Raw genomic sequence first — 26216 nt, forward strand, 5'->3', positions numbered from 1 at the left:
ACACGGCACAATTCCCCACTATGAGTACGCGGCACATCGTCTGGGACTGGAACAGCACGCTGTTCCACGACATCGACGCGGTCATCGCCGCGACGAACGACTCCTTCGCCGCGGTGGGCCTGCCGCCCATCACGCTGGAGCGCTACCGCGACCTGTACTGCGTGCCGGTGCCGCGCTTCTACGAGAAGATCACCGGCCGCCTCCCGGAGCCGGACGAGTGGACGATGCTGGACCGCACCTTCCAGCGCTCCTACACCCGTCACGCCGACGCCTGTGCGCTGACGCCGGGAGTCGACGCGCTGCTGGCGGGCTGGCAGGCGTCGGGCCGCACCCAGTCGATCCTGTCGCTGACCGCGCACGACGAGCTGCTGCCGTTCGTGAACCGCTTCGCGATCGAGAGCCGCTTCCTGCGCGTCGACGGCCGGATCGGCCCGGCGGGCGGCGGGAAAGCCGAGCACCTGGCCCGGCACCTGACGTCGATGGCCGCGGACCCGGCGACGGTCGTGGTCATCGGAGATGCCGCGGACGACGCCCACGCGGCCCGCGAGGTCGGTGCGTCGGCGGTGCTCTACACCGGCGGATCACACTCGCGCGCCAGCCTGGAACGCGCGGGCGTCCCGGTCGTCGACACCCTCGCCGAGGCGGTCGCGCTCGTCGAGAGCTGAGCGGCGCACGCCGGGTCCGGCAGGCGGAAACACCCCGGCCCGTCGGGCGTCAAACCGCGGCAAACCGGGCACTGCGTGGGGCATGGACGCAGTCACGCAGGTTCCGGTTCCGGCCAACGAGCCGGTGCACACGTACGCTCCCGGCAGCCCGGAGCGCTCCCGCCTCGAAGCCGAGCTCAAGCGCCAGGCCGCCGAGCCGGTCGAGCTGAAGCAGACCGTCGGCGGCGTGCAGTCGTGGGGCGGCGGGCAGCGCGTCGACGTCGTCCAGCCGCACCGGCACCGGGCACCGCTCGGCACGTTCGCCACCGCCGTGCAGGACGACGCGCGCGCCGCGGTCGCCGCGGCGCAGGCGGCCGCGCCCGGCTGGCAGGCGCTGTCCTTCGACGACCGGGCCGCGGTGATCCTCAAGGCCGCGGACCTGCTGGCGGGCCCGTGGCGGGAAAGGATCGCCGCGGCGACCATGCTCGGCCAGTCGAAGACCGTGCAGCAGGCGGAGATCGACGCCCCGTGCGAGCTGATCGACTTCTGGCGCTTCAACGTGCACTTCGCGCGGCGGATCATGGCGGAGCAGCCGCTCAGCTCGCCGGGCGTGTGGAACCGGCTGGACCACCGGCCGCTGGACGGCTTCGTCTACGCGGTCACCCCGTTCAACTTCAGCGCGATCTCGGGCAACTTGCCGACGGCGCCCGCGCTGATGGGGAACACGGTGATCTGGAAGCCGTCGCCGACGCAGACGGTCGCGGCCTGGCATCTGATGCGGCTGCTGGAGGAGGCCGGGATGCCGCCGGGCGTCATCAACATGCTGCCGGGCGACGGGGTGGCGGTGTCCGAGGTGGTGCTGGCGCATCCGGACTTCGCGGGACTGCACTTCACCGGGTCGACGCGCACGTTCCAGAGCCTGTGGTCGACGATCGGCGCGAACATCGGCGGGTATCGGACGTATCCGCGGATCGTGGGGGAGACCGGCGGCAAGGACTTCATCGTCGCGCACTCGTCGGCGGATCCGGCGGTGCTGAAGACGGCGATGGTGCGGGGGGCGTACGAGTACCAGGGGCAGAAGTGCTCGGCGGCGTCGCGGGCGTATGTGCCGCGGTCGCTGTGGGAGTCCGGCTTCCGCGAGGAGCTCGTCGCCGAGGTGGAGAGCCTGACGATGGGCGACGTCGGCGACCTCGGGAACTTCCTGGGCGCGGTCATCGACGAGCGCGCGTTCGCGAAGCACGCGGCGGCGATCGACCGCGCGCACGCGCAGGACGACATCGACGTGCTGGCGGGCGGCACCTACGACCGCGAGGTCGGCTACTTCGTCCGGCCCACGCTGCTGACCTGCACGAACCCCGCGGACGAGGTCTTCACCACCGAGTACTTCGGCCCGATCCTGGCGGTCCACGTCTACGACGACGCCGACTGGTCGGCGATGCTGCGGCAGATGGAGTCGGTGGCCGCCTATGCGCTCACCGGCGCCGTCGTCGCCCAGGACCGCGCCGCGCTCGCCGAGGCGACCGAGGTGCTGCGCTTCGCGGCCGGCAACTTCTACCTCAACGACAAGCCCACCGGCGCCGTCGTCGGCCAGCAGCCCTTCGGCGGCAGCCGCGCCTCCGGCACCAACGACAAGGCCGGCGCCATGCAGAACCTGATGCGGTGGACCAGCACCCGCACGATCAAAGAGACCTTCGTGCCGCCCACCGACTACCGCTACCCGCACATGGAGAAGGGCCTCCTGGACACCGTCTCCGACTTCGCCGACGACGTGCGGAACGCCTTCACACCGCGTTCGTGATGATCACCCGTTCATCATATGTCCCACATATCCCGGGAATACCGTTTCGCGTTCCGGGTATCCGGTCCGGGCAAACGCCCCGTAGGGGTGACGGAACCGGATTCCTGCAATACGTTCGGCAACGGGAATCCTCTCGGGAATGGGGGACGACGTGATCAAGCGCGCGAAGGCCGACGGCGCCGTGCGGATCACTTTCTGCCTGCCTGCCGACGAACCCGCGGGAGCGGTGAGCGTCGTCGGCGACTTCAACGCCTGGGAACCGGGCCGGCATCCGCTGGTCCGACGCAGCAACGGCACACGCTCCGTCGCCGTCACGCTGCCCCGGGGCGAAACGGTGCGCTTCCGGTATTTGGCCGAGAACGGCGTGTGGTTCGACGACGAGTCCGTCGAACGCGACGGCGACAACGGAGTCGTGACGGTCTGACCTGCTTGCCCCGCATTAACCGCCGACTATCCACTTGACGCACTGTCAGGCCGGATTCGGTCTTCCTTGCAGCCTGTGCCCCGGTTCCGGCACAGGGCCCCCTCACTGCCGCCGGGTGGCGCGGGTAGCCTGGCGGGCGTGGGTGGCCCCCCGGAGGCCGCACGCACTACATCACGGTCGTGTCGTCGGGACAACGGTGTCCCGAAGACCGGACCCGCCCCGGCGACGACGCCGGACGGATCCGCCGTGGCCTTGCAGTGCGCGCCGCCGCCCGGGAAAGCCGCCGATCAGGGCAAGATCGACAAAAAGCGCATTCGAGTCACGCAACGGCGCGCGACAGGAGCAACGGCATCATGCAGAGCAAGCTGGACGAGGCGAAAGCGGATCTGCTGGCCCGGGCCGCGGAGGCGGCCCGGCAGGCATCGTCACAGCACGGAGGCGGCGCGGACGGCGCGGGGCCCATCGACCTCGACGTCCTCCTCCGCCGCTACTACCGGCACACCGCCCCGGACGACCTGGTCGGCCGGGACCCCGTCGACGTCTACGGTGCGGCCATCTCGCACTGCCGGCTGGCGGCCGCACGGCCCCAGGGCACGGCCAAGGTGCGGGTCTTCACCCCCTCCGTCGAGGAGAACGGCTGGGCGTCCGGCCACACGGTCATCGAGATCGCCACGGACGACATGCCGTTCCTGGTCGACTCGGTCACCAACGAGCTGTCCCGCCAGGACCGCGCGATCCATGTCGTCGTCCACCCGCAGATGGTGGTCCGCCGCGACATCACCGGCACCCTCCTCGAGATCCTCGACACCTCCGACGCGGGCGGTGTCCCCGCCGGCTCCACCGTCGAATCGTGGATGCACATCGAGATCGACCGGGAGAGCAACCGCGAGGACATCCGGACGATCGAGTCCGGCCTGCAGCGCGTCATGAGCGACGTCCGCGAGTCCGTCGAGGACTGGGACAAGATGCGCGACAAGGCGCTGCGCATCGCCGACAGCCTCGCCGAGGAAGAATCCCCGGCCGTGCTCGACGCCGACGAGGTCGCCGAGACCTGGGAGCTGCTGCGCTGGCTCACCGAGGACCACTTCACCTTCCTCGGCTACCGCGAATACGACCTGGTCACCGAGGAAGACGGCGGCGAGGACATCCTGCGCGCCGTCCCCGGCACCGGGCTCGGCCTGCTCCGCCCCGACCAGCACATGTCGGTCTCGTTCAGCCGCCTGTCGCCCGAGGCCCGCGCCAAGGCCCGCGAGCAGAGGCTGCTCATCCTCACCAAGGCCAACTCGCGGTCGACCGTGCACCGCCCGGCGTACCTCGACTACGTCGGCATCAAGAAGTTCGACGCGGACGGCAACGTCGTCGGCGAGCGACGCTTCCTCGGCCTGTTCGGCTCGTCGATGTACACCGAGTCGGTCACCCGCATCCCGGTCATCAAGCGCAAGGTCCAGCAGGTGCTGGAGACCGCCGGGTTCCCGCAGAACAGCCACGACGGCCGCGACCTGCTGCAGATCCTCGAGACGTACCCGCGCGACGACCTGTTCCAGATCTCGGTCCCCGAGCTGTACGACATCGTCATCTCCGTCCTGCACCTGCAAGAGCGCCGCCGCCTGCGGCTCTTCCTGCGCAAGGACGAGTACGGCCGCTTCTACTCCGCGCTGGTCTTCCTCCCGCGGGACCGCTACACCACCGAAGTCCGCCTCAAGATGCAGGACATCCTGCTGCGCGAACTCGGCGGCGCCACGATCGACTTCACCGCGCACAGCACCGAGTCCGTGCTGGCCCGCCTGCACTTCACCGTGCGCGTGCCCAACGGCAACACGCTCGTCGACCCGGACGTCGACGGCATCGAGCGGCAGCTCGCCGAGGCGACCCGCTCGTGGGCCGACGACTTCGCCGAGGCGCTGGTCGCCGAATGCGGCGAGGAGCCCGCCGCCGAGCTGTCCCGCCGCTACGCCGGGGCGTTCCCCGAGGGCTACAAGGCCGAGTTCTCCGCGCGCACCGCGGTCGCCGACCTCAGGCGCATCGCGAACCTCGACCCGGAGTCGCAGGACTTCACGCTCAACCTGTACCACCCGATAGGAGCACTCCCGGGCGAGCGCCGGTTCAAGGTCTACCGCGTCGGCGGACCGCTGTCGCTGTCCGAGGTGCTGCCGATCCTCCAGCGCATGGGCCTGGAGGTGGTCGACGAACGCCCGTACGAGCTGCGCCGCGCCGACGGCCGCATCGCGTGGGTGTACGACTTCGGCCTGCGCCACGACCCGGCCCTGGACGCCGGGCACGACGACACCAAGGAACTCTTCCAGGACGCGTTCGCCGCGGTGTGGACCGGCCGCGCCGAGTCCGACGGCTTCAACGCCCTCGTACTGCGCGCCGGGCTCAACTGGCGGCAGGCGATGGTGCTGCGCGCCTACGCCAAGTACCTGCGCCAGGCCGGCACCACGTTCAGCCAGGACTACATCGAAGACGCCCTCGTCGGGAACGTGCACATCGCGCGCCTCCTGGTGAACCTCTTCGAGGCCCGCTTCTCGCCCGGCCACCAGCAGGCCGGGCGCGAGCTGGTCGACGGCCTCGTCGAGGAACTCGACGGCGCGCTCGACCAGGTCGCCAGCCTCGACGAGGACCGCATCCTGCGCTCCTTCGTCGCGATGGTCCGCGCCACCCTGCGCACCAACTTCTTCCAGCACGGCGCCGACGGCGCGCCGCACGACTACCTGGCGCTCAAGTTCGACCCCCTGGCGATCCCGGACCTGCCCGCGCCGCGGCCCAAGTTCGAGATCTTCGTGTACTCGCCGCGTGTCGAGGGCGTGCACCTGCGCTTCGGCGCGGTCGCCCGCGGCGGCCTGCGCTGGTCCGACCGGCGCGAGGACTTCCGCACCGAGATCCTCGGCCTGGTCAAGGCGCAGATGGTCAAGAACACCGTCATCGTGCCGGTCGGCGCGAAGGGCGGCTTCGTCGGCAAGCACCTGCCCGACCCGTCGGTCAGCCGCGAGGCCTGGCTGGCCGAAGGCATCGCCTGCTACAAGACGTTCATCTCCGGCCTGCTCGACATCACCGACAACATGGTCGGCGGGCAGGTCGTGCCGCCGACCGACGTGGTGCGGCACGACGGCGACGACACCTACCTGGTGGTCGCCGCCGACAAGGGCACCGCGACGTTCTCGGACATCGCCAACGAGGTCGCCGGATCGTACGGCTTCTGGCTCGGCGACGCGTTCGCGTCCGGCGGCTCGGCCGGCTACGACCACAAGGGCATGGGCATCACCGCGCGCGGCGCGTGGGAGTCGGTCAAGCGCCACTTCCGCGAGCTGGGCCACGACACCCAGACCGAGGACTTCACCGTCGTCGGCATCGGCGACATGTCCGGCGACGTGTTCGGCAACGGCATGCTGCTGTCCGAGCACATCCGCCTGGTCGCCGCGTTCGACCACCGGCACATCTTCCTCGACCCGGACCCGGAGTCGGCGGCGTCCTACGCCGAGCGGCGCCGGCTGTTCGACCTGCCGCGCAGCTCGTGGGCGGACTACAACCCCGACCTGATCTCCGCGGGCGGCGGCGTGTACCCGCGCACCGCCAAGTCCGTGCAGATCACCCCGCAGGTCCGGGCCCGGCTCGGACTGCCCGACGCGGTCACCCGGCTCGCCCCGAACGAGTTGATGAAGGCCATCCTGCAGGCGCCCGTCGACCTGTTCTGGAACGGCGGCATCGGCACCTACATCAAGGCGTCCGCCGAGTCGAACACCGACGTCGGCGACAAGTCCAACGACGCCATCCGGGTCAACGGCGGCGACCTGCGGGTCAAGGTCGTCGGCGAAGGCGGCAACCTCGGCTGCACCCAGCTCGGCCGCGTCGAGTTCGCCCTCACCGGCGGCCGCATCAACACCGACGCGATCGACAACTCGGCGGGCGTGGACACCTCGGACCACGAGGTGAACATCAAGATCCTGCTCAACGGGATCGTGCAGGCCGGCGACATGACCGGGAAGCAGCGCAACGCGCTGCTCGCCGAGATGACCGACGAGGTCGGGCTGCTGGTCCTGGAGAACAACTACGAGCAGAACTACGCGCTCGCCAACGCGGTCGCGCAGGCTCCGGCGCTGCTCCAGGTCCACATGCGGTACATGCGCAAGCTGGTCCGCGACGGGCTCCTCGACCGCGAGATCGAGTTCCTGCCCACCGACCGCCAGCTGCGCGAACGCGCCCAGCTCGGCGGCGGGCTGACCCAGCCGGAACTGGCCGTCATGCTGGCGTACACGAAGATCGTGCTCGCCCAGGAACTCCTCGCCTCCGACCTGCCGGACGACGACTACCTGCGCAGCGAACTGCACCGGTACTTCCCGACCGCGCTGCGCGAGCGCTTCGGGACGCAGATCGACGGGCACGCGCTGCGCCGCGAGATCATCACCACGCGCGTGGTCAACGACCTCGTCAACCTGGCCGGCATCTCGTTCATGTTCCGCATGCGCGAGGAGTCCGGGGCGTCCGCCGCCGAGGTGGCGCGCGCCCACCTGGCGGCCCGGCAGATCTACAAGGCCGACGAGATCCTCGACCGGATCAAGACCCTGGACAACCAGGTCGCGGCGTCCGTGCAGACCAAGATGCGGCTGCACCTGCGGCGGCTGGTCGAGCGGGCGACCCGGTGGATGCTCAGCAACCGGCGGGAGATCGACGTGGCCACGCAGGTCGCGTTCTTCGGCGAGGGTGTCGCGGACGTCGTCGCGCATCTGCCCAAGCTGCTCCGCGGCACCGACCAGGAGTGGATGGACGGGCTCTACAAGGAGTTCACCGAAGCGGGCGTGCCGTCCGACCTGGCGACCGTGGTGGCGGGCTTCTCGTCGTCGTACGCGGCGCTGGACATCTGCGAGGTCGCGCGCGACTCCGACCACGGCGTGGTCGAGGTCGCCGAGGTGTACTTCGACCTCGTGGACCGGCTGCCCATCGCGTACCTGCTCGACCGCATCATCGAGCTGCCGCGCGACGACCGCTGGAAGTCGGTGGCGCGGGCCTCGCTGCGCGAGGACCTGTACGCCGCGCAGGCCGGCCTGACCTTCGAGGTCCTGTCGTCGGGCGGCGCGGACGACACCCCGGAGCAGCGGTTCGCCGCGTGGGAGCAGAAGAACGCCTCCGTCATCACCCGGGCGCGGACCACGCTGGAGGAGCTCCAGGAGACCGAGTCCTACGACTTGGCGACGCTGTCGGTGGCGATGCGGGTGATCCGCACGCTGCTGCGCAGCGGGAGCATGAACTGACGCGCGGAAAGCGCCGATGAATTGACGCAGCGTCAACAGTAGGCGAGAACAGGCCAACCCGCCTGGTTTCGCACGGTTCGGGTCTTGTGCAGGGCCGCGAGGAGATGTTTTCCTTGCGGCCCTGCCGTTGTTACCGGGGGGTATCGCGGCGCTTTCGGACGGGTACGCCGGGTTGTCGGCGTGCTCTCGCCACGGAGGCCCTTCGATGTTCGACAGGTACGACCGGCAAGATCCGCAAGGCGGGCAGGACCGCCCGGACGATGCGGAACACCCGGCCGCCCCGGCGCCCTACCTGCCGGCGTGGCTGGACGCGACGCCGGTGCACGGGGGCGAGCTGGAGCCGTACGAGCCGCAGGCGTACGAACCCCAGGTGTACGACCCGCAGGCGTACGGCGAGTACGCCGACGGCGCGTACGGCGCGTACGGCGGCCAGGGCGACCCGGGCCACCTGACCGTCGAGCCGATCGGCTGGTACGGCGCCGACCCCACACCCGGCCCCGCACCGGGCCCCATACCGGCTCCTGCGGCCGACCGCGCCCTCCCGGCCCGGGTGGAGCCGTCCGGTGCCGAGGTGGCCCCGGTGCCGACCACGGGCCGCGCCGCACGGCGTCCGCGGCGGCGGCTCGGGAGTGCCGCCCGGGTCGCGCTGGCCGGGGGAGTGGTCGCGTTCCTGGGCGTGTTCGGCTACTGGGGCTGGTCGTACTACCAAGGCGATCCGCGCAGCGTGCAGGAAGGCGACTGCATCGCGGCGCTGACCGGCGACGACATCCGCCCGGCGTCGTGCCAGGACCCGAACGTGAAGTTCCAGGTGCAGGAGATCTTCACCAATACGGCGGACACGGCGGCGTGCACGTCGGTGCTCGGCTCCACCAATCCGCTGGTGGTCAAGCGGGACGGGCGCAGCGACGTGTGGTGCGTGGGGCCGAAGTAGCCCCGCGCCGGTGCTCTGCCGGCGCCCCGGTCAGTGCTGCGGGGCGCCTTCCGCTTCCGGCTCCGGCTGGGGCTTCGGGGCCGGTTCGGGGATCCGGCGCGGTTCCGCGCGGCGCGGCGCCGGCATCTCGGTCTCCAGCAGGAGCAGGTCGTCGCGGCGGCGCTCCTTCAGCAGCCACCACGAGCTGAGGTAGAAGACCGCGGGGATGCCGGTGGGGGCGAGCAGCCACAGCGGGCCGTCCAGGGTGACGGCCAGGATCGCCGTCCACAGGTGGATCATGCCCAGGGTGGCGGCGCGGCCGAGCGCCCCGAAGCCGTCGCGCAGCGTGTCGCGCACCGCGAAGATGCTCCCGGCGCACAGCGCGGCGAGGCCGGCGGTCAGTACGGCGGCGAGTATCAGCAGTTTGTCGAGGCCCGCGACCTCGTCGCCCTCACGTCGGACGGCGACGGCCATGACCCCGAGGGAGCCCGCGCCGAGCGCGAGGGCGGCACCCTCGACGACGAGGACCGCATACAACGTGCGTAGCAGGGCTGTTCGCCTGCTGCCCCTCATGAACTCCCCCGCAATCCCCGGTGCCCAGGCCCGGGTTGTCCGCGGCAGTTCGTCCAACCGGTCGCTTTCCGGGCATTCCCCGTGTCGTTTGTGGAGCACGTTACGCCTGTGAACCCTGCCAGGCGTGAGCGACCCCCGGGTGGCGGATCGGTAACGATCGTGGTCCGGCTCGGAACGCTGCTCTTTACAGGTCAACATACCGTGCCGACGATTGCGGCAAATCGGATGATAAGCCGCGGTTTCCTGGGCTGTTGCGGTGATTTCGTTCGCGGCCGACGACGGGCGTGGCTTACGTTGGCGGTGCCGCGACTGGCGTCGACGTGGAACCGACCACGAGGGAGCGGCAGCGCAACCGCGCGTGGTGCCGTCCGCCTGGGCACCCGGGTCCGACCTGTGCAGGAATCGACCCGGGAGGAATACCCGTGGCTGCATCCGAACTGATGGACCGTCATCTCGAACTCTCCGCCGCCGACCCCGAGCTGGCCGGGCTGGTGCGCGCCGAAGAGCGCCTCCAGCACGAGACGCTGCGGATGATCCCCAGCGAGAACTACGTTTCCGCCGCCGTGCTGGCCGCCACCGGCTCGGTGCTCACCAACAAGTACTCCGAGGGCTACCCCGGCCGCCGCTACTACGAGGGCCAGCAGGTGATCGACCCGGTCGAGAACCTGGCCCGGGACCGGGCGAAGGCGCTGTTCCGCGCCGAGCACGCCAACGTCCAGCCGTATTCGGGCTCGCCCGCCAACCTGGCGATGTACCTGGCGTTCGCGCGTCCGGGCGACACCGTGATGGGCATGGCGCTGCCGATGGGCGGGCACCTCACGCACGGCTGGGACGTGTCGGCGACCGGCACGTGGTTCCGCGGCGTGCGGTACGGCGTGCGCCGCGACACCGGCCGGGTCGACTTCGACGAAGTCCGGTCGCTCGCCCTCGCCGCCCGCCCGAAGATCATCTTCTGCGGCGGTACGGCCGTGCCGCGTACCGTCGACTTCGCCGCGTTCGCCTCGATCGCACAGGAGGCCGGCGCCCTGCTGGTCGCCGACATCTCGCACATCGCGGGCCTGGTCGCGGCAGGTGTGCACCCGTCGCCGATCGGCCACGCCGACGTCGTGTCGACGACCACGCACAAGACGCTGCGCGGCCCGCGCGGCGCGATGCTGCTCTGCGGTGCCGACCATGCCAAGGCCGTCGACCAGGCGGTGTTCCCGGGCCTCCAGGGCGGTCCGCACAACCACACCACCGCGGCCATCGCGGTGGCGCTGCGGGAGGCCACGACCGAGGAGTTCCGTGCGTACGCGCGCGCTGTGGTCGCCAACGCCGCCCGGCTGGCCAAGGAACTCACCGCCCGCGGCTACGACTTGGTCTCCGGCGGCACCGACACCCACCTGATCCTCGTCGACCTCGCGTCGACCGGCGTCGCGGGCAAGTCGGCCGCGAAGGCGCTCGACCGGGCGGGGATCGTGGTCAACCACAACGCGGTTCCCTATGACCCGCGCAAGCCGTTCGACCCGTCGGGCATCCGCCTGGGCACGCCCGCGCTCACCTCGCGCGGCCTCGACCCCGGCCACATGCCGCAGATCGCGGCCTGGATCGACCGGGTGATCACCGCGCTCCGCGACGGCCGCAGCGGCGTCGAAGAGCAGGTCCGCGCCGAGGTCCGCGAGCTGATGGCCGCCTACCCGGCACCGGGCGTGCCGGTCGCCTGACCCTCCGACGGGCCGGTGACGCCGCTGCCGGAGTTGTGCCTCACCACAGCTTCGGCAGCGGCGCGGCACCGAGCTGGTCGGCGGCCCGCTGCAGGGTGCCGACCAGCAGGGCCAGGTCCGTGGGGCCGATCGGCGGTCTCCCGCCGACCCCGGGGGCCGCGGCGCGCCGCCGGTTGAGCGGGGCGCCGAGGTCCGTCCAGTCCTGGCGCACCGCGGTGGGACGCAGCGTCGCGGTCCGCGGCATGCGGCCGGTGACCCGGCCCGCCTGGAACGGGTGCACCGCGCCGTCCGAACCGCGTACCAGCGCCCGGCCCGGGAACTCGGCGTCCAGCGCCGCCGCGTCGTCGATGTGCAGCACCGCGTGCGAGGACGCGCCGTCGTCGACCCGCAGCGCGATCCGCAGCTCCGGCTCGGCGGTCACCTCCAAGCCCAGCGCGGGCTGCCCGGTGGTGACCGCCAAGTGCATGCCGAGGCCGCCCCCGCGGTGCACGATCTCGGCGAGGCCCTTCACGAAGCCCGGGAAATGCCGTGCCACACCGTCTATGTCGTCCACGGCCACCAGCAACCGCGGGAGCGCGAGCCCGGATTCGTCCCGGTAGGACGCGAACGGCATGCCGCGCAGCAGATGCTCACGCCGCGTCAGTTCGGCGTGCAGCGCCGCGAGGGCTTCCCCGGTGCGGCGTCCGTCGGGCTCGTCCAGGTAGCCGACCGTGTGCGGCAGATCGGCGCACACCGCCAAGCCGTCGGGCGGGGACTCCGGGTCGAGTGCGGTACCGCGCACCAGCACCAGCGCGAACCGGTCGGGGCGGTTCGCCACCGCAAGGGACGACACCAAGGCCGTCAGCAGTTCGGTCTTCCCGACGCCGGGGGCGCCCGCGATGACGGCATGCGGGCCGTCCGTGTCCAGGTCGGCGGTGACCGCGCCGCGCACGTCCGCGCCGAGCACGGTGCGTGTCGAACGGCCGTCCTCGCGCCAGGCGGCCTGCACCTTCGCCGGCGTCATCAGGTCGAGGCCCAGCAGATCGAGCAGCCGCACCGTCTCCGGCAGCGGCGACACCGCGCGGGACGCCGCCTCGCGCAGCGGCGCCACCGCCCGCGCGAACCGGTCCGCCCAGGCGGGCGACACCGCGTCGGCGACCACGTCCTCCAGGCGCCCGGCGCCCGGCCCGACCAGCGACAGCCGGGTGCCGACCTCGCCCGCGACCCGGCCGATCACCGCGCACTGCAAAGGGAGTTCCTCGGCCCGGTCGTCCAGGCACAGCGCGTGGACGCCGACCGCCGGGCCCTCCGCGAGCAGGCGTACCAGCTCCGGGCGGGCGGTGAGCGCGCCCGCACCGTCCAGGACCAGCACGGTGCGGCGCTGCAGCGGGCGCCCGCCCTCGCGGTCCGCACGGTCCATCCGGTCCAGCAACTCGCCTGTCCGCGCCACCACTTGATCGCGGGTGAGGCCGATCAGCAGCCGGCAGTCCTGGCCGTCTGCGGGACGCAGGTGGGGCAGCCAGCGCAGCCACGCCCAGTCCGCCGCGGCGGACGGATCGGCGCACAGCAGCACCAGTTCCAGATCGTGCGGGCCGTGCAGCGCGGCGAGTTGCGCGACCACCGAACGCGCCAGACCCAGCAGCCGGGGCCGCGGTCCCGCCAGCCCGAGCACCGCATCGGCGAGGGGGACGGTCACCGGCGCCGCGAACGCGGTCAGCCGCCGCACCCCCTCGCTGGACGCGACGGTCACCTCGGACGGCACGTCGCCCGTGCCCAGCCGCACCGCCAGCCGTCCCGCGCGCTCGCCGGCCCGCTCCCACATCCGCACCGGCACCGCCGCCCGCCCGGACTCGGACGCGCCCGCGTCCAGCGCGGCGAGCAGCAGCGCCGCCGGGTCGGGGGCCAAGGCGCGGCGCCGCCGCACCTCTTCGACCACCGCGAGGCGCGCCTGGTCCTCGCGCTCGGCGCGGTCGTTGGCGGCCGCGCGTCGCCGGGCGGCGAAGCCGATCCGCCGGGTCGCCGGCTCGTCCGGCAGGTCGATGCGCACCGGCTCGACCGGCACCGGGCCGGGGCGCGCGGCACGCGGCAGGACCACGTGGCCCAGGCCGTCCGGGCGCGGCGCGTCGGGCGACGGGGGCGGTTCGGCGTCGTACGGCAGCGGCAGCACCGCGCTCAGCGTCGTCTCGCCGAGCCGCAGCAGCGACCCGGGGGACAGCAGCACCGGCTCACGGCCCACCGGAAGGCCGTCCAGCGTCGTGCCGTTCGTCGAGCCCAGGTCCGCGACGTGCACCCGGCCGCCCGCACCCGGCGTTATGGTCAGCTCGGCGTGCAGCCGCGACAGGTCCGGGTCGCCGATGCGGATCTCCGCCTCGGGCGCGCGGCCGATGCGCACCGTGCCCTGCCGCAGCAGGTGCACACCGCCCGCGTCGGGACCGCCCACCACGCGCAGTTCGGGCGAGCCGACGGCGGGCGACGCGGGACCGGGCTTGCCGATCGTCACCAGCGCGCCGTCCACCAGCGGCGGCCGCCCCAGCGGCGTGTTGTCGGCCAGCCGGGTGTCGCCGACCCAGAAACGCTGCCCGTCCGTGCCGGATGTGGACCGCAGCGCCCCCGCGACGGCGCCGAACGTCGTGCCGGTCGGCGCGGTCACGAGCACGTCCGCGCCCGGACCGTCGCCCCGGGACCCCAGCACGGTCAGCCGGATCTGCATGGTCCTCCGTCCGCCCTGTGCCTGCTGTGCCTGCTGTGCCTCGTGTGCCGCTCGGAACTGCCCACCGCTGCGCCCGCCGCCGTCTCGGCCCTGGCGCCGTTACGGCTGCCCCGGATAGTGCCCCGGATTCCGCCGTCCACCGGACCGTTCCGCCGCCCGCGCCCCGTAGGTCTCCGCACTCCGCCCCGCCATCATCCCCGCATCCTCGCACCCGGGACGAGGATGGCACTCCGCGCGCGCGAATGGGAATGATCTTGGGACCTGCGGGCACCCGGCGAACCGGGTGCGCGCCACGCGCGTCCCCGCACCCGAGGGACCCTGACGAGTCCCGGGCGCGCGCCATAGGGTGGGTGCCCAGAAGCCAGCACGCATGGGGAGAGCCGTGGACCGGCCGGTCGGAAGCAAGTATCTGCTGGAGGAGACGCTCGGCCGCGGGGCCAGCGGAACCGTCTGGCGTGCCCGCGTCCGCGACACCGGGGACGTCGTCGCGGTCAAGGTGCTGCGCGAGGAGCTGGCCGGCGACCCCGACGTCGTCACCCGCTTCCTCCGCGAACGCTCGCTGCTGCTCAAACTCGACCACCCCAACCTCGTGCGGGTGCGCGACCTGGTCGTCGAGGGCGAGCTGCTCGCCCTGGTCATGGACCTCATCGACGGCCCCGACCTGCGCACCTACCTGCGCGACAACGGCCCCCTCCCGCCCGCGGCCGCCGCGCTCACGATGGCCCAGGTCTCCGACGCCCTGCGGGTCGTGCACGCGGACGGCGTGATCCACCGCGACCTCAAGCCCGCGAACATCATGCTCAACCGCAACGGCGACTCGCTCTACCCGATGCTGACCGACTTCGGCATCGCGCGACTCGCCGAATCGCCCGCGCTCACCCGCACGCATGAACTCGTCGGCACCCCCAGCTACGTCGCCCCCGAGTCCGCGGAAGGCCGCCCGCTCACCCCGTCGGTCGACATCTACGCGGCCGGCGTCGTGCTGTACGAGCTGGTCGCCGGGCATCCGCCGTTCACCGACTCCAACCCGATCGCGCTGCTGCACCGGCACCTCGCCGAGACGCCGGTGCGCCCGGCGGGCATGCCGGACGCGTACTGGGCGGTCACCGAACGCTGCCTCGCCAAGCAGCCCGAACTGCGCCCCGACGCGGACGGCCTCGGCCGCGCGCTGCGGCTCGCCGCCGACATCGTCTCGGGCAACCGCCCCGACGACGGCTCGCTCGGCCGGCTCCTCGCCGCGTCCGCGGCCGGCCTGGCCGGGGCGGCCTTCGGCGCCTCCGGCGGCCCCGGGGCGCCCGGCCCGCGCCTGCCCGGCGCCGACGACCCCACCCGGGTCGTGCCCCGCGGCGGCCCGCCGCAGCCGCCCGGCCGCCCGGACGCGACGCGCGTGATGGACGAAGTGCCGCCCGCGCCCTACCGCCCCGCACCCGCGGCCGCCGCGCCGCCCGGTTATCCGCCGCAGCCGATGTTCCGCGGCGACGAACCGGCGGGCTACGCAAGCCAGAACGCGCCCGGCGGCTACGGCCGGCCGCAGGCCCCGTACCGCACCCCCGAACCCCCGCCGCGCATGGCGCCCCCGCAACCCCCGCCGCAGCGCGAGGCGCCGCGTCCGCCGGACGTCGAACCGCCGCGCCGGGTCCGCGAACCGCGCCTGCCGCGCGAACCCCGTGAGCCTCGCGAGCGCCGCCGCGGCGGCTTCCGGCCGAGCCGCATCCCGGGCGTCGGCTGCACGCTCGGCTGCCTCATGCGCTTGGTCATCATGGGCGCGATCCTGTTCGCCATCTTCTGGTTCAGCCCGCTGCACGGCTGGTTCAACGACGCCGTGGACGTGTTCCACGAGATCAAGGGCTGGTACGAGAAGGCCAAGGACTTCTTCGACGGGGGAGGCGGCGGCGACGGCGGTGGCGGCGGGGATGGTTCGACCGCCAAGCTGCCGAGCAACGTTCCGAAGATCGACCCGAACAAGATCAAGGACGGCCTGCAGAACCTGCCGGGCCTGCCCGGCGCCGGCTGACCCGCCGCGCGCCCCTGACGCTCCCTCAGGGCGCGACACCGGGCTCCCGGTCCGCGACACCGCACGGCACCGCGGGTCGCGGCAGGTAGCCTTCGGAAGGCACGGACGCCGAGGACGGAGCAGGAGTGGCACGCAGGATTGGGAGCCGGTACGTCGCCCTGAAGGTGCTCGGGCGTGGCGCGAGCGGCACCGTCTGGGCGGGCGAGGGACCCGAAGGGCCCGTCGCCATCAAACTGCTGCGCGAGGACCTGGCGTCCGACGAAGTGCTCGTCGCCCGGTTCGTGCAAGAACGCACCGCGCTGGTCAGCCTCGACCACCCGGCGATCGTCGGCATCCACGACCTCGTCGTGGACGGCTCCGACCTCGCGCTCGTCATGGACTTGGTGGACGGCCCGGACCTGCGCACCCGCTTGGAGAAGGAACGCGTCCTCGCCCCGGCGCCGGCCGCGGCCATCTGCGCCGACGTCGCCGAGGGACTGTCCGCGGCGCACGCGGAAGGCGTCATCCACCGCGACGTCAAACCCGAGAACGTCCTCCTCGACACCCGGGGCGGCCAAGTCCGGGCGAAACTCACCGACTTCGGCATCGCCCGGCTCGTCGACGCACCGCGCCGCACCCGCGCGACCCGCATCATCGGCACGCCGGACTACCTGGCCCCCGAGATCATCGAGGGCCTCCAGCCGACCGCCGCCGTCGACGTTTACGCGCTGGGCACCGTCCTCTACGAACTCCTCACCGGCTGGACGCCGTTCGGCGGCGGCCACCCCGGCGCCGTACTGCGCCGGCACGTCACCGAACCGGTGCCCGGCATCCCGGGGTTGCCCGCACCGGTCGCCGAAGTCCTCGCCGCGTGCCTGTCGAAGGCCCCCGCGGCCCGGCTCACCGCGCGCGAGGTCGGCGAACGGCTGCGCGCCGCACTGCCCGCGCTGGCCGGCCTGCCGCGCTTCGACGTGCCCGCACCGGACGGCGGCCACCCGGACGGCCGCGCGCACCGCGGCGAAACCCCGCCGCCGCTCCCCGCCGGCGTCGTCCCGCTGGTGTCGGGCACCGAGCCGGACTCGTCGCGCGACACCCACACCAACCTGGCCCGGCCGACGTTCCCGGCCCCGCCCATCACCCCCTCACGGCACCGCACCACGCACCGCAAGCGCCGCGGCCGCACCGTCGCCACCGCGGCGATCGTGCTGGTGCTGGCCGCGGGCGGCGCGATCGGCTGGTGGTACAGCGGCCGCGGCGACGACCCGGGGCCCCGGCAGCCGGTCAACAGCACCGTGTCGCCGAGCACCGGCGCCGGCGTCAACGGCACGCCGGGCAACGCCGCGAAGTCCGCCGACGCCACCCCGGACACCGCGGCGCAGGCCGCGCGCGTGCCGTCCTGGCCGCGCTGGGCGGGTCTGCCGGTGCCGCCGGTGCAGCTGACCGGCGGCCCCGCGGCCGCGCAGGCCACGGCGGACCGCACGTACGTCGTGCAGCGCGACGGCGCCGGGCAGCCGTGGGCCACCAGCGGCGACGGCGCGCAGTACGCCGACTGGCAGCGACTCCCCGCGTTCAAGGCCGGCGAAGACTTGGCGCTGGTGTCGCCCGGGCAAGGCCGTGTCGACGCCCTGGCCGTGGGCGCCGCCGACCGGCTGCTGTACCGCTGCTCGCTGACCGACGGCAAGTGGGGCGACTGGGTCCGGTTGGACGCCAAGACCCGGATCACCGGGGCCCCGGCCGCCACGATGTCCGGCGACCGCATGGAGGTCGTCGTCCGGTCCGGGGACGCACTCGCCTCGGGGACCCTCGCGAACGGCCAGTGGACCGGCTTCTCCACGGTGCCGAGCGCGCCGCGGATCGAGCAGGCGCCCGCGCTGACCGCGTCCGCGCCCGGCACCGTCGACGCCTTCGTCGTGCGGGCGGGCGACCACGCGGTGCTGCGCGTCCCGTTCACCGGCGGTGCCTGGCGCGAACCCCAGCGGATCGGCATCGCGGGCGCGGGCCGCCCGGCGGCCGCCTGGACCGCGGAAGGCGGCCTGGTGGTCGTCCTCCCCGACGCGGCCGGCCGGCTCTCCGGCGCGGTGCCGGGCGCCGCCGACACCGACCCGTGGCGGCCGGTCGACCTGGCCAAGAGCACCCAGGACGGCGCCGCCGCGGTCGCCGCGGGCGCGGGCCGGGTGGACGTCTACGTGCGCACCCAGAGCGGCCAGATCCAGGTCGCGCCGTCCGCCTGACGGCGACCAGTACCATTGGGGCGTGGCTGCCATTGATCCTTCCGAAGAGCTGAAGTCCGTCGAATCCACCATGGAGTCGATCGAGGCGGTCCTCGACCTGGACAAGATGCGGGCCGACATCGCGGAGCTGAACGAGACCGCGGCCGCGCCCGACCTGTGGGACAACCCCGAGAACGCGCAGAAGGTGACCAGCCGTCTGTCGTTCCTCCAGGGCGAGCTGCGGAAGGTCGAAGACCTGCGCCGCCGCATCGACGACGTCGCGGTCCTGTTCGAGCTGGCCGAAGCCGAAGACGACGCGGACACCCGCGCCGAGGCCGAGACCGAGCTGGGCGCCGTCCGCAAGGCCGTCGACGAGCTGGAAGTCCGCACCCTGCTGTCCGGCGAATACGACGCCCGCGAGGCGCTCGTCACCATCCGCGCCGAGGCCGGCGGCGTCGACGCCGCCGACTTCGCCGAGATGCTGCTGCGCATGTACACCCGCTGGGCCGAGCGCCACGGGTACTCCACCGAGGTCTACGACACCTCCTACGCGGAGGAAGCCGGCATCAAGTCGGCGACCTTCGCGATCAAGTCGCCCTACGCCTACGGCACCCTGTCCGTCGAGCAGGGCACGCACCGCCTGGTGCGCATCTCGCCGTTCGACAACCAGGGCCGCCGCCAGACGTCCTTCGCGGGCGTCGAGGTGCTGCCGGTCGTCGAGCAGACCGACCACGTCGACATCGACGAGTCGGACCTGCGCGTCGACGTGTACCGCTCGTCCGGCCCGGGCGGCCAGGGCGTCAACACGACCGACTCGGCGGTGCGTCTGACGCACATCCCGACCGGCATCGTGGTGTCCTGCCAGAACGAGCGCTCGCAGATCCAGAACAAGGCGAGCGCGATGGCCGTCCTCCAGGCCAAGCTCCTGGAGAAGCAGCGCCAGGAGGACCGCGCCAAGATGGACGCGCTCAAGGGCGACGGCTCGTCGTGGGGCAACCAGATGCGGTCGTACGTCCTGCACCCGTACCAGATGGTCAAGGACCTGCGCACCGAGTTCGAGGTCGGCAACCCGCAGTCGGTCCTCGACGGCGAGATCGACGGCTTCATCGAGGCCGGCATCCGCTGGCGCAAGCAGCAGCAGACCGCCGCGGCCTGAGCGGCCGCTTCCGGCACCGGACGCCCCGCACGGGCAGCCGGTGCCGCGGCGCGTCCGGGCCGCGCCCGGCGCGCCCGAGCGTCCGGATCCGCGCCGATTCCGCCTGAGTCCGCGCGGAACCGGCGTACGGGCACGGCGAATTCGCCGCCTAAACCGGGCATCGGCGGGCAACCCTCGTAGATCGTCCTTGACGCTGCGCGTGCGTCTTCACAAGGCTGTGCGGCGCGGGGGAGCCGGAGTGCGAGGGCACCCAGACCGACCAAGGACGGCGGATGACGGGAAATACACGCGCCCGTGTAGTGCGCATAGTGGCGGCCGGCGTATTCGTCGCCGGGACCTCGCTCGCGGTGGCCGGGATCGCCGCCGCCGAAGGTCCCGACGCGTGTGCGGACGGCTCGCAGGACCAGGGCTGCACGGCGACGGATACGCCGAAGGGCCAGTCCACCGACCACCCGAAGAAGCTCATCGACCTGCCCAGCGTCCTGCCGACGCTGCCGGGACTGCCGGGACTGCCGGGACTGCCCGGTCTGCCGGGTGCGGGCGGCTCGACCGCCACCGCGCCGGCGACGACGGCGCCCGGTACCTCGGCGAGTTCGCCGGCCGGCAGCACGACCGCCGCGCCGACGACGAGCCCGGCGGCCACGTCGGGCACCGCCCCGGCGACCGGAAGCCCCGCGGCGACCACGCCGACCGGCGGCACAGGCAGCGCGGAGCCCACCGCGCGGGGCTGCGACGTACGCCGCTCCGGTGGGGTACTCGATGTCGACTGCCCGTCCACCGGGACCGGGAAGTCCGCCTCGGACGGCCAGTCCGGCGGCGGCAAGGGCCCGCAGCGGAACTACGGCGGTGCCACGCCCGTCCCACCGCCCACCGCGGAGCCGACGCAGGCCGAGGCGCAGAGCACCGTGGCGCCGGGCAGCACGCCCGGCGCGGGCACCGGCACCGCGTCCCCGCACGCCAGTGCGGCCGCGACCGGCGGTCAGGAACTCGCCAGCACCGGACGCGGGGCCAACACGGCCTTCCTGCTCATCGGCGGAGTCGGCATGACCGCGGGCGGCTTCGGCTTCACGCTGCTGCCCAAGCGCCTGGAGCGCCGCCGCCCGGCGGCGGCCGCCTGAGCGCGGATCGCGAGGCGCCCGAACGCACACGAACCGGCGTACGCCCGAGCAGGGCGTACGCCGGTTCGGCGTTTCACGGTTCGATGGGGCGGCAGCGGGTACTGCGCTGCCGCGGCGCGGGTGCTAGCCCGCCAGCCGCTGCGCGACGACGGCCGCGATGACGATCAGCGTGACCAAGGCGGCCAGCACGACCGGGGGCACCGAGATGCCGCCTTCGCGGTGTATGCGCTCGCGTGACGCACGGCACACCGGACATCGGCCCTCGTTCACCGGCCCGGCGCAATTGGCGCACACCAAGTGCTCACACGTCATGACGTCCTCCTCGGCCCGGCAGGCCCGACCCGCCTGGTCGTCTCTCTACAACGCATACGAGGCCCCCGGAAGTTCCCGTCGCCCTCCACTGTGCCGCTTAGACTCCTGCCGTGGCCACGCCTGTGGCCTAGCGCACCTGGCCTTCGCGCCCGGCCGTGGGGGCGATAGCGTCCCAGTGCGCGCCGGCGGCCCTCCCCGGAGGACTGCCCCCGTACGACGCCCTTGCCCCCTAGGATGGCGCGCTGTGATGCAACCGTGATCCGATTCGACAACGTCACCAAGACCTACGCGAAGCAACCCCGGCCCGCGCTGCAGGACGTCTCGCTCGAGGTGGAGAAGGGCGAGTTCGTCTTCCTCGTCGGGTCGTCCGGCTCCGGGAAGTCGACTTTCCTGCGGCTGGTCCTCAAGGAGGAGCGGCCGTCGACGGGCAACATCTTCGTGGCCGGCAAGGACCTCGGCCGGTTGTCCAACTGGAAGGTCCCCGCGCTGCGCCGCCAGATGGGCACGGTGTTCCAGGACTTCCGCCTGCTGCCGCAGAAGACCGTCCGCGAGAACGTCGCGTTCGCGCTGGAGGTCATCGGGAAGCCGCAGGGCACCATCCGCAAGGTGGTGCCCGAGGTGCTCGACCTGGTCGGCCTGGCCGGCAAGGAAGACCGCATGCCGGGGGAGCTGTCCGGTGGTGAACAGCAGCGCGTGGCGATCGCACGCGCGTTCGTCAACCGGCCGATGATCCTCATCGCGGACGAGCCCACCGGCAACCTGGACCCGCAGAACAGCGTCGGCATCATGAAGCTGCTGGACCGGATCAACCGGACCGGCACGACCATCATCATGGCGACCCACGACCAGGCCATCGTCGACCAGATGCGCAAGCGCGTCATCGAACTGGAGCAGGGCCACCTGGTCCGCGACCAGTCGCGCGGCGTCTACGGCTACCAGCACTGACAAGTGCGGAGGCCGGGTCGCGCGGCCCGGCCTCCGCACGGCCCGACGGGGGCGTCTCCGGCGCGTTTGCGCGGATCGGCCTCGTCCGGCACCGACGACCACCGACCCGGCGTCCCCGATGACGACGCCGCCGAACATTTAGGACATCATGCGCGCCACGTTCGTGCTGAAAGAGATCGGAATCGGTCTCCGCCGGAACTTGACCATGACGATCGCGGTCGTCGTCAGTGTCGCGCTGTCTTTGACGCTGTTCGGGGCAGGCCTGCTGGTGAGCACCCAGGCCAACTCGATGAAGGACTACTGGTACGACAAGGTCGAGGTCTCGATCTTCCTGTGCAACAAGACCGACCCGAAGAAGGACGGTTGCCTCGGCGGCGAGGTCTCCAACGCGGACCGGGACGCCATTGCGGCGGACCTGAAGAAGATGCCCGAAGTGGAGAAGATCTACTTCGAGAGCAAGCAGGAGGCCTTCACGCACTTCCGCGAGCAGAACAAGGACTCGCCGCTGGGCGACAGCCTCACCCCGGACCAGCTCCCCGAGTCCTACCGCGTGAAGCTCAAGGACCCGACCAAGTTCGAGGTCATCTCCAGCGCGTTCCGCGGCCGGGCCGGGGTGCAGTCGGTGCAGGACCAGAAAAGCCTGCTCAAGCCTTTCTTCGACCTGCTCACCAGTGCGCGGTACGCGGCTTACGGGATCATGACGTTCATGCTTGTGGTGGCGATCCTGCTGATCGTCAACACCGCGCGTGTCTCGGCGTTCAGCCGGCGCCGGGAGACCGGCATCATGCGGCTGGTCGGCGCGTCCAACTTCTACATCCAGGGGCCGTTCATCCTGGAGTCCGCGGTGGCCGGCATGGTGGGCGCGGTCGTCGCGTCGGGGCTGCTGAGCCTGGGCTACTACTTCGGCGTCAAGAAGGGGCTGGCGGACTCGATCCAGATGCTCAGCCAGCAGCTCATCGGCTTCAACGAGGTGCTTGCGGTGCTGCCGTGGCTGTTCATCATGGGCATCGGGATGTCGGCGATCGCGTCGTTCTTCACGTTGCGGAAATACCTCAAGGTCTGACCCGGGTCCTGCGGCATCGGGCCGCCGGGCTTCGGGCACTGCGGCAGTTTCGGCATTCTCGGGATTTTCGGCATGGGGGCAGCCGCGCGGCGTTGTGTGCGCCGCGCGGCTTCCACGTTTTCCGGGCCGATCGGTGGTGCGCCTCACGGCCATTCGAGTGGCAAATCAAATGAAAAGCTGCTTAATGCATCGGATTGCGGCAATCCGGCCCGCGACTCCTGGTACCTGTGGGACATGCGCCCCACACACCGCCGACGGATCGGCCTCCTGGCGCTGATCGCGGCCACGGGCGCGGCGATCGGCTGGGGGACCGCACGCGCCGACGACGACGCCGGCACCGCGAAGGCCGACGTCGACCGCCAGGTCGCCGCGGTGCGCACCGACCTCGACGGATCGGTGCAGCGCCTGGAGGCCGCCGAGACCGCCTATGCCGACGCGAACGCGCGCATGCCCGAGGCGCAGTCCGCCCTCGACCAGGCCCGTGTCCGCCTCGACGCGGCCCGCGCCCGCGACACCGAACTCCGGGCCCGGCTCGACCGCGCCGTCGCCGACGAGGCCACCGCCCGGCAGCAGCTCGCCGACGTCGGCTCCGCGATGGACGCGATGCACGACGCCCTCGGCCAAGTCGCCTCGCACGCCTACCAGAACGGCGCACTCGCCCAGCTCTCGGTGATCATGCACGCCGAGACCCCTGGTGAACTCCTCGACCGTCTGGAGGGCTACCGCGCCCTCCTTCGCGCCGACGAATCCACCCTCGCCCGGCTCCGGGAGATCCAGAGCGAGACCGACGGCCGCCAGAAGGCCCTGGCGCGCGCCCGCGACGACGTCCGCGCGCAGCAGGAAGCCGCGGCTGGCCAGCTCTCCGAAGTCCACACCCTGGAAGCCCAAGCCGAGAAGGCCTCCGCCTCCGTCGCCGCACTCGTCGAACAGCGCCGGGCCGCGCTCGCCACCGCGCAGCAGGAGAAGGCCGCCGACCAGCAGCGCTACGAAGCCCTCCAGGCCGAACAGCGCCGACTCACCGAACTGGTCAACCGACTGAACGCGCCGTCAGGGGACGGGGCTTCCGCAGGTGACGGCGGCGGGGTCTCGCGCGGCCGCACCGGGGCGCTGTCCTACCCGATCGACGCCGCCGTGACGTCCGTCTACGGCATGCGCTTCCACCCGGTCCTCGGCTACGTGAAGCTGCACACCGGCACCGACTTCGGTGCCTCCGAAGGCACCCCCGCCCACACGGCCCGCGAAGGCACCGTGATCGCCGCCGGCTACAACCCCGCCTACGGCAACCGCGTCGTCGTGTCCCACGGCCGGGTCAACGGCATCGCCCTCACCACCACCTACAACCACCTCTCCCGTATCGACGTGCACGAAGGCCGGCGGCTGCGCCGCGGCGACACCGTCGGCCTGGTCGGCACCACCGGCTGGTCGACCGGCGCCCACCTGCACTTCGAGGTGCTCGTGGACGGAGAGTTCGCGGACCCGCAGACCTGGCTCTAGACCCCGCTCCAGACCCCGTGCGGGCCCCGCGCCCGGATCGCGCGGGGTTGGACTTCCGGTGCGGGCGGGTGCCCTATGCTCCCGCCATGACGTCGGGTCGGGTACGCCGCAGGGCCGTGCTGGCCCTCGCCTTCGGCGCCGCGCTGACCACCGGCGCGGCCACCGGGGCGTGGCACGAAACGGCCGTCGACGCGGCGGTCCCGGGGCAGCGCGGGGCGGAGACGCGGTTGCGTACGCCTTTACCGCCCGGCGGAGTTCCCCTCGACGGTGTGCCGCTGGGCCCGGACGAGGCCCGCGAGCTGCTGTCGGTCCTCGACGACCCGTGGGCGGCGTACTACCCGGCCGACGCGGTGAGCGGCTATCGGCGGCAGGTGGACGGCACTTATCCCGGCGTGGGGCTGACCGTGCGCCAGGCGGCGGGGCGGGTGACCGTGGCGTACGTCCAGCCGGCCGGACCCGCGGCGCGAGCCGGGATCGTGGAAGGCGACGAGATCACGGCCGTCGACGGCACCCCGGCGGGCGACCTAGGCCTCGCGGGCGTGGTCGCGGCGCTGCGCGGCCCCGTCGGCACGCCGGTCACGCTGGCGGTCGGCGCCCGCCCGGTCGACCTGGTCCGGGAGATCCTCACCGGCACCGACGTGACCGCCGAACCGGTGCCGGACACCGGCCTGCTGTGGCTGCGCGTGGCGGGCTTCGGGCGCGGCACCGCGGACCGGGTCCGCGCGGCGCTCGCCCGGGCCCCGGAGGGCGTCCTGCTCGACCTGCGCGGCAACCCCGGCGGGCTCGTCGACGAGGCCGCCGCGGTGGCGTCCGCGTTCCTGCCGCCCGGCCCGGTCGTCTCGTACGACGACGGCACCGGCGGGCGCCGTGAACTCGACGTCGCGGGGCCGCCCGGCGACACCGACACCCCGGTCGTCGTCCTCGCCGACGGCGGCACGGCCAGCGCGGCCGAGGTGCTGCTCGCCGCGCTGCGGGACCGGGGGAGGGCGGTCGTGGTCGGGAGCACCACCTACGGCAAAGGCTCCGTCCAGGCGCCCACCACGCTCGGCGACGGCGGCGTGCTCAACCTGACCATCGGCCACTGGTACCCGCCCGGCGGGCACGCCGTGGACGGACGCGGCATCGACCCGGATATCGCGGTGCCGGCCGGGGAGGCGGAGACCCGCGGCGTCGAGGTGCTGGAGGGGCTCGCGGACGAGTGACGCGGCGGCCGGGCGTCAACCCCGTGGCCGGGACGGCCGCCGATGGGCGACAATGCGGAGATCATGGCTAAGCGACCAACCATCGTGCAGATCCCCGGGAAGCCGACGAAGTCGAAGAAGGCCCAGGCGGCTCCCAAGCGCAAGCTCGTCGCGCAGAACAAGAAGGCGCGGCACGACTACCACATCGACGACACCCTGGAATGCGGCGTCGTCCTGACCGGCCCCGAGGTCAAGTCCCTCCGCCAGGGCCGGGCGTCGCTGGTGGACGGCTTCGCGACGATCGACAACGGCGAGGTGTGGCTGCGGAACGCGCACATTCCCGAGTACTTCCAGGCAACCTGGAACAACTCGGCACCGCGCCGCCCGCGCAAGCTCCTGCTGCACCGCCTCGAGATCGCCAAACTGGAGAACAAGCTGAACGACTCGGGCACCACGCTCGTCCCGCTCAGCATCTATTTCAACGAGGACGGCCGGGTCAAGGTCGAACTCGCGCTCGCCCGCGGCAAGAAGCTGTACGACAAGCGCCAGACCCTGATCGAGAAGCAGGGCAAGCGCGAGGCGGAGAAGGCGATGAGCGCGGCGATCCGGCGGCAGACCGAAGGCTGAGGCCGTCGCGTGGCGGCTTCGTGTCCCGTGGGGCGACCCGCGGGGGAATGAAGTGGACCGTCGGCGGCGTTGAACCGTACGATGGCACCGGCCGTCGCCCGGTCAGGTGTGTTCGGGAGGCGACCGTTTC

At 72.5% G+C, this 26216-nt stretch carries 18 protein-coding genes and 1 riboswitch; of the genes, 15 read left to right on the top strand and 3 right to left on the bottom strand.

Going from position 1 to position 26216, the window contains the following annotated elements:
- Positions 1-20 precede the first annotated feature (20 nt).
- From ABEA93_RS35620 to ABEA93_RS35640, 5 genes are all read left to right on the top strand, one after another.
- On the top strand, positions 21-665 hold the full coding sequence (locus tag ABEA93_RS35620; protein ID WP_345680077.1) for an HAD family hydrolase: 645 nt from the start codon (positions 21-23) through the stop codon (positions 663-665).
- A gap of 82 nt (positions 666-747) precedes the next feature.
- Positions 748-2442, top strand: coding sequence for an L-glutamate gamma-semialdehyde dehydrogenase (gene pruA / locus ABEA93_RS35625; RefSeq protein WP_345680078.1), 1695 nt, complete (start codon positions 748-750; stop codon positions 2440-2442).
- A 139-nt stretch (positions 2443-2581) separates the two neighbouring features.
- Complete coding sequence (locus ABEA93_RS35630) at positions 2582-2866, top strand: isoamylase early set domain-containing protein (RefSeq protein WP_345680079.1); 285 nt, start codon at positions 2582-2584, stop codon at positions 2864-2866.
- A 353-nt stretch (positions 2867-3219) separates the two neighbouring features.
- Positions 3220-8112: an NAD-glutamate dehydrogenase gene (locus ABEA93_RS35635; protein ID WP_345680080.1), complete on the top strand. Its 4893-nt coding sequence runs from the start codon at positions 3220-3222 to the stop codon at positions 8110-8112.
- A 205-nt stretch (positions 8113-8317) separates the two neighbouring features.
- A complete protein-coding gene (locus ABEA93_RS35640) occupies positions 8318-9043 on the top strand; it encodes an LppU/SCO3897 family protein (protein ID WP_345680081.1) in 726 nt (241 codons plus the stop codon).
- A 30-nt stretch (positions 9044-9073) separates the two neighbouring features.
- Here the strand turns inward: ABEA93_RS35640 and ABEA93_RS35645 are convergent, their stop codons facing one another.
- Entirely contained in the window at positions 9074-9595 is a 522-nt protein-coding gene (locus ABEA93_RS35645; RefSeq protein ID WP_345680082.1) for a hypothetical protein, read from the bottom strand.
- Between the two features lie 295 nt (positions 9596-9890).
- A riboswitch (ZMP/ZTP riboswitch) is annotated at positions 9891-9980 on the top strand.
- Positions 9981-10035: 55 nt separating this feature from the next.
- Between ABEA93_RS35645 and ABEA93_RS35650 the strand changes: the two genes are divergently transcribed.
- Complete coding sequence (locus ABEA93_RS35650) at positions 10036-11298, top strand: serine hydroxymethyltransferase (protein ID WP_345680111.1); 1263 nt, start codon at positions 10036-10038, stop codon at positions 11296-11298.
- Between the two features lie 40 nt (positions 11299-11338).
- Here ABEA93_RS35650 and ABEA93_RS35655 read toward each other — a convergent pair whose 3' ends face one another.
- Complete coding sequence (locus tag ABEA93_RS35655; protein WP_345680083.1) at positions 11339-13987, bottom strand: FHA domain-containing protein; 2649 nt, start codon at positions 13985-13987, stop codon at positions 11339-11341.
- Positions 13988-14357: 370 nt separating this feature from the next.
- On the opposite strand from ABEA93_RS35655, the gene ABEA93_RS35660 reads away from it, so the two are divergent.
- From ABEA93_RS35660 to ABEA93_RS35675, 4 genes are all read left to right on the top strand, one after another.
- A complete protein-coding gene (locus ABEA93_RS35660) occupies positions 14358-16001 on the top strand; it encodes a serine/threonine-protein kinase (RefSeq protein WP_345680084.1) in 1644 nt (547 codons plus the stop codon).
- Between the two features lie 125 nt (positions 16002-16126).
- On the top strand, positions 16127-18211 hold the full coding sequence (locus tag ABEA93_RS35665) for a protein kinase domain-containing protein (protein ID WP_345680085.1): 2085 nt from the start codon (positions 16127-16129) through the stop codon (positions 18209-18211).
- Positions 18212-18233: 22 nt separating this feature from the next.
- On the top strand, positions 18234-19346 hold the full coding sequence (gene prfB, locus ABEA93_RS35670) for a peptide chain release factor 2 (RefSeq protein WP_345680086.1): 1113 nt from the start codon (positions 18234-18236) through the stop codon (positions 19344-19346).
- A 272-nt stretch (positions 19347-19618) separates the two neighbouring features.
- On the top strand, positions 19619-20464 hold the full coding sequence (locus tag ABEA93_RS35675; RefSeq protein WP_345680087.1) for a hypothetical protein: 846 nt from the start codon (positions 19619-19621) through the stop codon (positions 20462-20464).
- A gap of 123 nt (positions 20465-20587) precedes the next feature.
- On the opposite strand, the gene ABEA93_RS35680 is transcribed toward ABEA93_RS35675, so the two are convergent.
- Entirely contained in the window at positions 20588-20776 is a 189-nt protein-coding gene (locus tag ABEA93_RS35680; RefSeq protein WP_345680088.1) for a hypothetical protein, read from the bottom strand.
- 255 nt (positions 20777-21031) lie between these two features.
- Here ABEA93_RS35680 and ftsE point away from each other — a divergent pair, with 255 nt between their 5' ends.
- The 5 genes from ftsE (at position 21032) to smpB (ending at position 26086) form a co-directional block, all read left to right on the top strand.
- A complete protein-coding gene (ftsE, locus tag ABEA93_RS35685; RefSeq protein WP_345680089.1) occupies positions 21032-21721 on the top strand; it encodes a cell division ATP-binding protein FtsE in 690 nt (229 codons plus the stop codon).
- A 148-nt stretch (positions 21722-21869) separates the two neighbouring features.
- Entirely contained in the window at positions 21870-22784 is a 915-nt protein-coding gene (gene ftsX, locus ABEA93_RS35690; protein ID WP_345680090.1) for a permease-like cell division protein FtsX, read from the top strand.
- Positions 22785-23018: 234 nt separating this feature from the next.
- Complete coding sequence (locus tag ABEA93_RS35695) at positions 23019-24278, top strand: murein hydrolase activator EnvC family protein (RefSeq protein WP_345680091.1); 1260 nt, start codon at positions 23019-23021, stop codon at positions 24276-24278.
- Positions 24279-24364: 86 nt separating this feature from the next.
- Entirely contained in the window at positions 24365-25480 is a 1116-nt protein-coding gene (locus ABEA93_RS35700; protein ID WP_345680092.1) for a S41 family peptidase, read from the top strand.
- Between the two features lie 63 nt (positions 25481-25543).
- On the top strand, positions 25544-26086 hold the full coding sequence (smpB, locus tag ABEA93_RS35705; protein WP_345680093.1) for an SsrA-binding protein SmpB: 543 nt from the start codon (positions 25544-25546) through the stop codon (positions 26084-26086).
- Positions 26087-26216 lie beyond the last annotated feature (130 nt).

Origin of the sequence: Yinghuangia aomiensis (assembly GCF_039542225.1) — a bacterium.
GTDB classification, from domain to species: Bacteria; Actinomycetota; Actinomycetes; order Streptomycetales; family Streptomycetaceae; genus Yinghuangia; species Yinghuangia aomiensis.

What these genes read in the sequence shown, in the direction of transcription:
- ABEA93_RS35630 (WP_345680079.1), top strand. Translation starts at nt 2,582, where the DNA reads ATGGGGGACGACGTGATCAAGCGCGCGAAGGCCGACGGCGCCGTGCGG.
- ABEA93_RS35635 (WP_345680080.1), top strand. Translation starts at nt 3,220, where the DNA reads ATGCAGAGCAAGCTGGACGAGGCGAAAGCGGATCTGCTGGCCCGGGCC.
- ABEA93_RS35700 (WP_345680092.1), top strand. Translation starts at nt 24,365, where the DNA reads ATGACGTCGGGTCGGGTACGCCGCAGGGCCGTGCTGGCCCTCGCCTTC.
- ABEA93_RS35675 (WP_345680087.1), top strand. Translation starts at nt 19,619, where the DNA reads ATGACGGGAAATACACGCGCCCGTGTAGTGCGCATAGTGGCGGCCGGC.
- ABEA93_RS35655 (WP_345680083.1), bottom strand. Translation starts at nt 13,987, where the DNA reads ATGCAGATCCGGCTGACCGTGCTGGGGTCCCGGGGCGACGGTCCGGGC.
- smpB (WP_345680093.1), top strand. Translation starts at nt 25,544, where the DNA reads ATGGCTAAGCGACCAACCATCGTGCAGATCCCCGGGAAGCCGACGAAG.
- ABEA93_RS35680 (WP_345680088.1), bottom strand. Translation starts at nt 20,776, where the DNA reads ATGACGTGTGAGCACTTGGTGTGCGCCAATTGCGCCGGGCCGGTGAAC.
- ABEA93_RS35695 (WP_345680091.1), top strand. Translation starts at nt 23,019, where the DNA reads ATGCGCCCCACACACCGCCGACGGATCGGCCTCCTGGCGCTGATCGCG.
- ABEA93_RS35640 (WP_345680081.1), top strand. Translation starts at nt 8,318, where the DNA reads ATGTTCGACAGGTACGACCGGCAAGATCCGCAAGGCGGGCAGGACCGC.
- pruA (WP_345680078.1), top strand. Translation starts at nt 748, where the DNA reads ATGGACGCAGTCACGCAGGTTCCGGTTCCGGCCAACGAGCCGGTGCAC.
- ABEA93_RS35650 (WP_345680111.1), top strand. Translation starts at nt 10,036, where the DNA reads ATGGACCGTCATCTCGAACTCTCCGCCGCCGACCCCGAGCTGGCCGGG.
- ABEA93_RS35645 (WP_345680082.1), bottom strand. Translation starts at nt 9,595, where the DNA reads ATGAGGGGCAGCAGGCGAACAGCCCTGCTACGCACGTTGTATGCGGTC.
- ABEA93_RS35620 (WP_345680077.1), top strand. Translation starts at nt 21, where the DNA reads ATGAGTACGCGGCACATCGTCTGGGACTGGAACAGCACGCTGTTCCAC.
- ftsX (WP_345680090.1), top strand. Translation starts at nt 21,870, where the DNA reads ATGCGCGCCACGTTCGTGCTGAAAGAGATCGGAATCGGTCTCCGCCGG.
- ABEA93_RS35660 (WP_345680084.1), top strand. Translation starts at nt 14,358, where the DNA reads ATGGGGAGAGCCGTGGACCGGCCGGTCGGAAGCAAGTATCTGCTGGAG.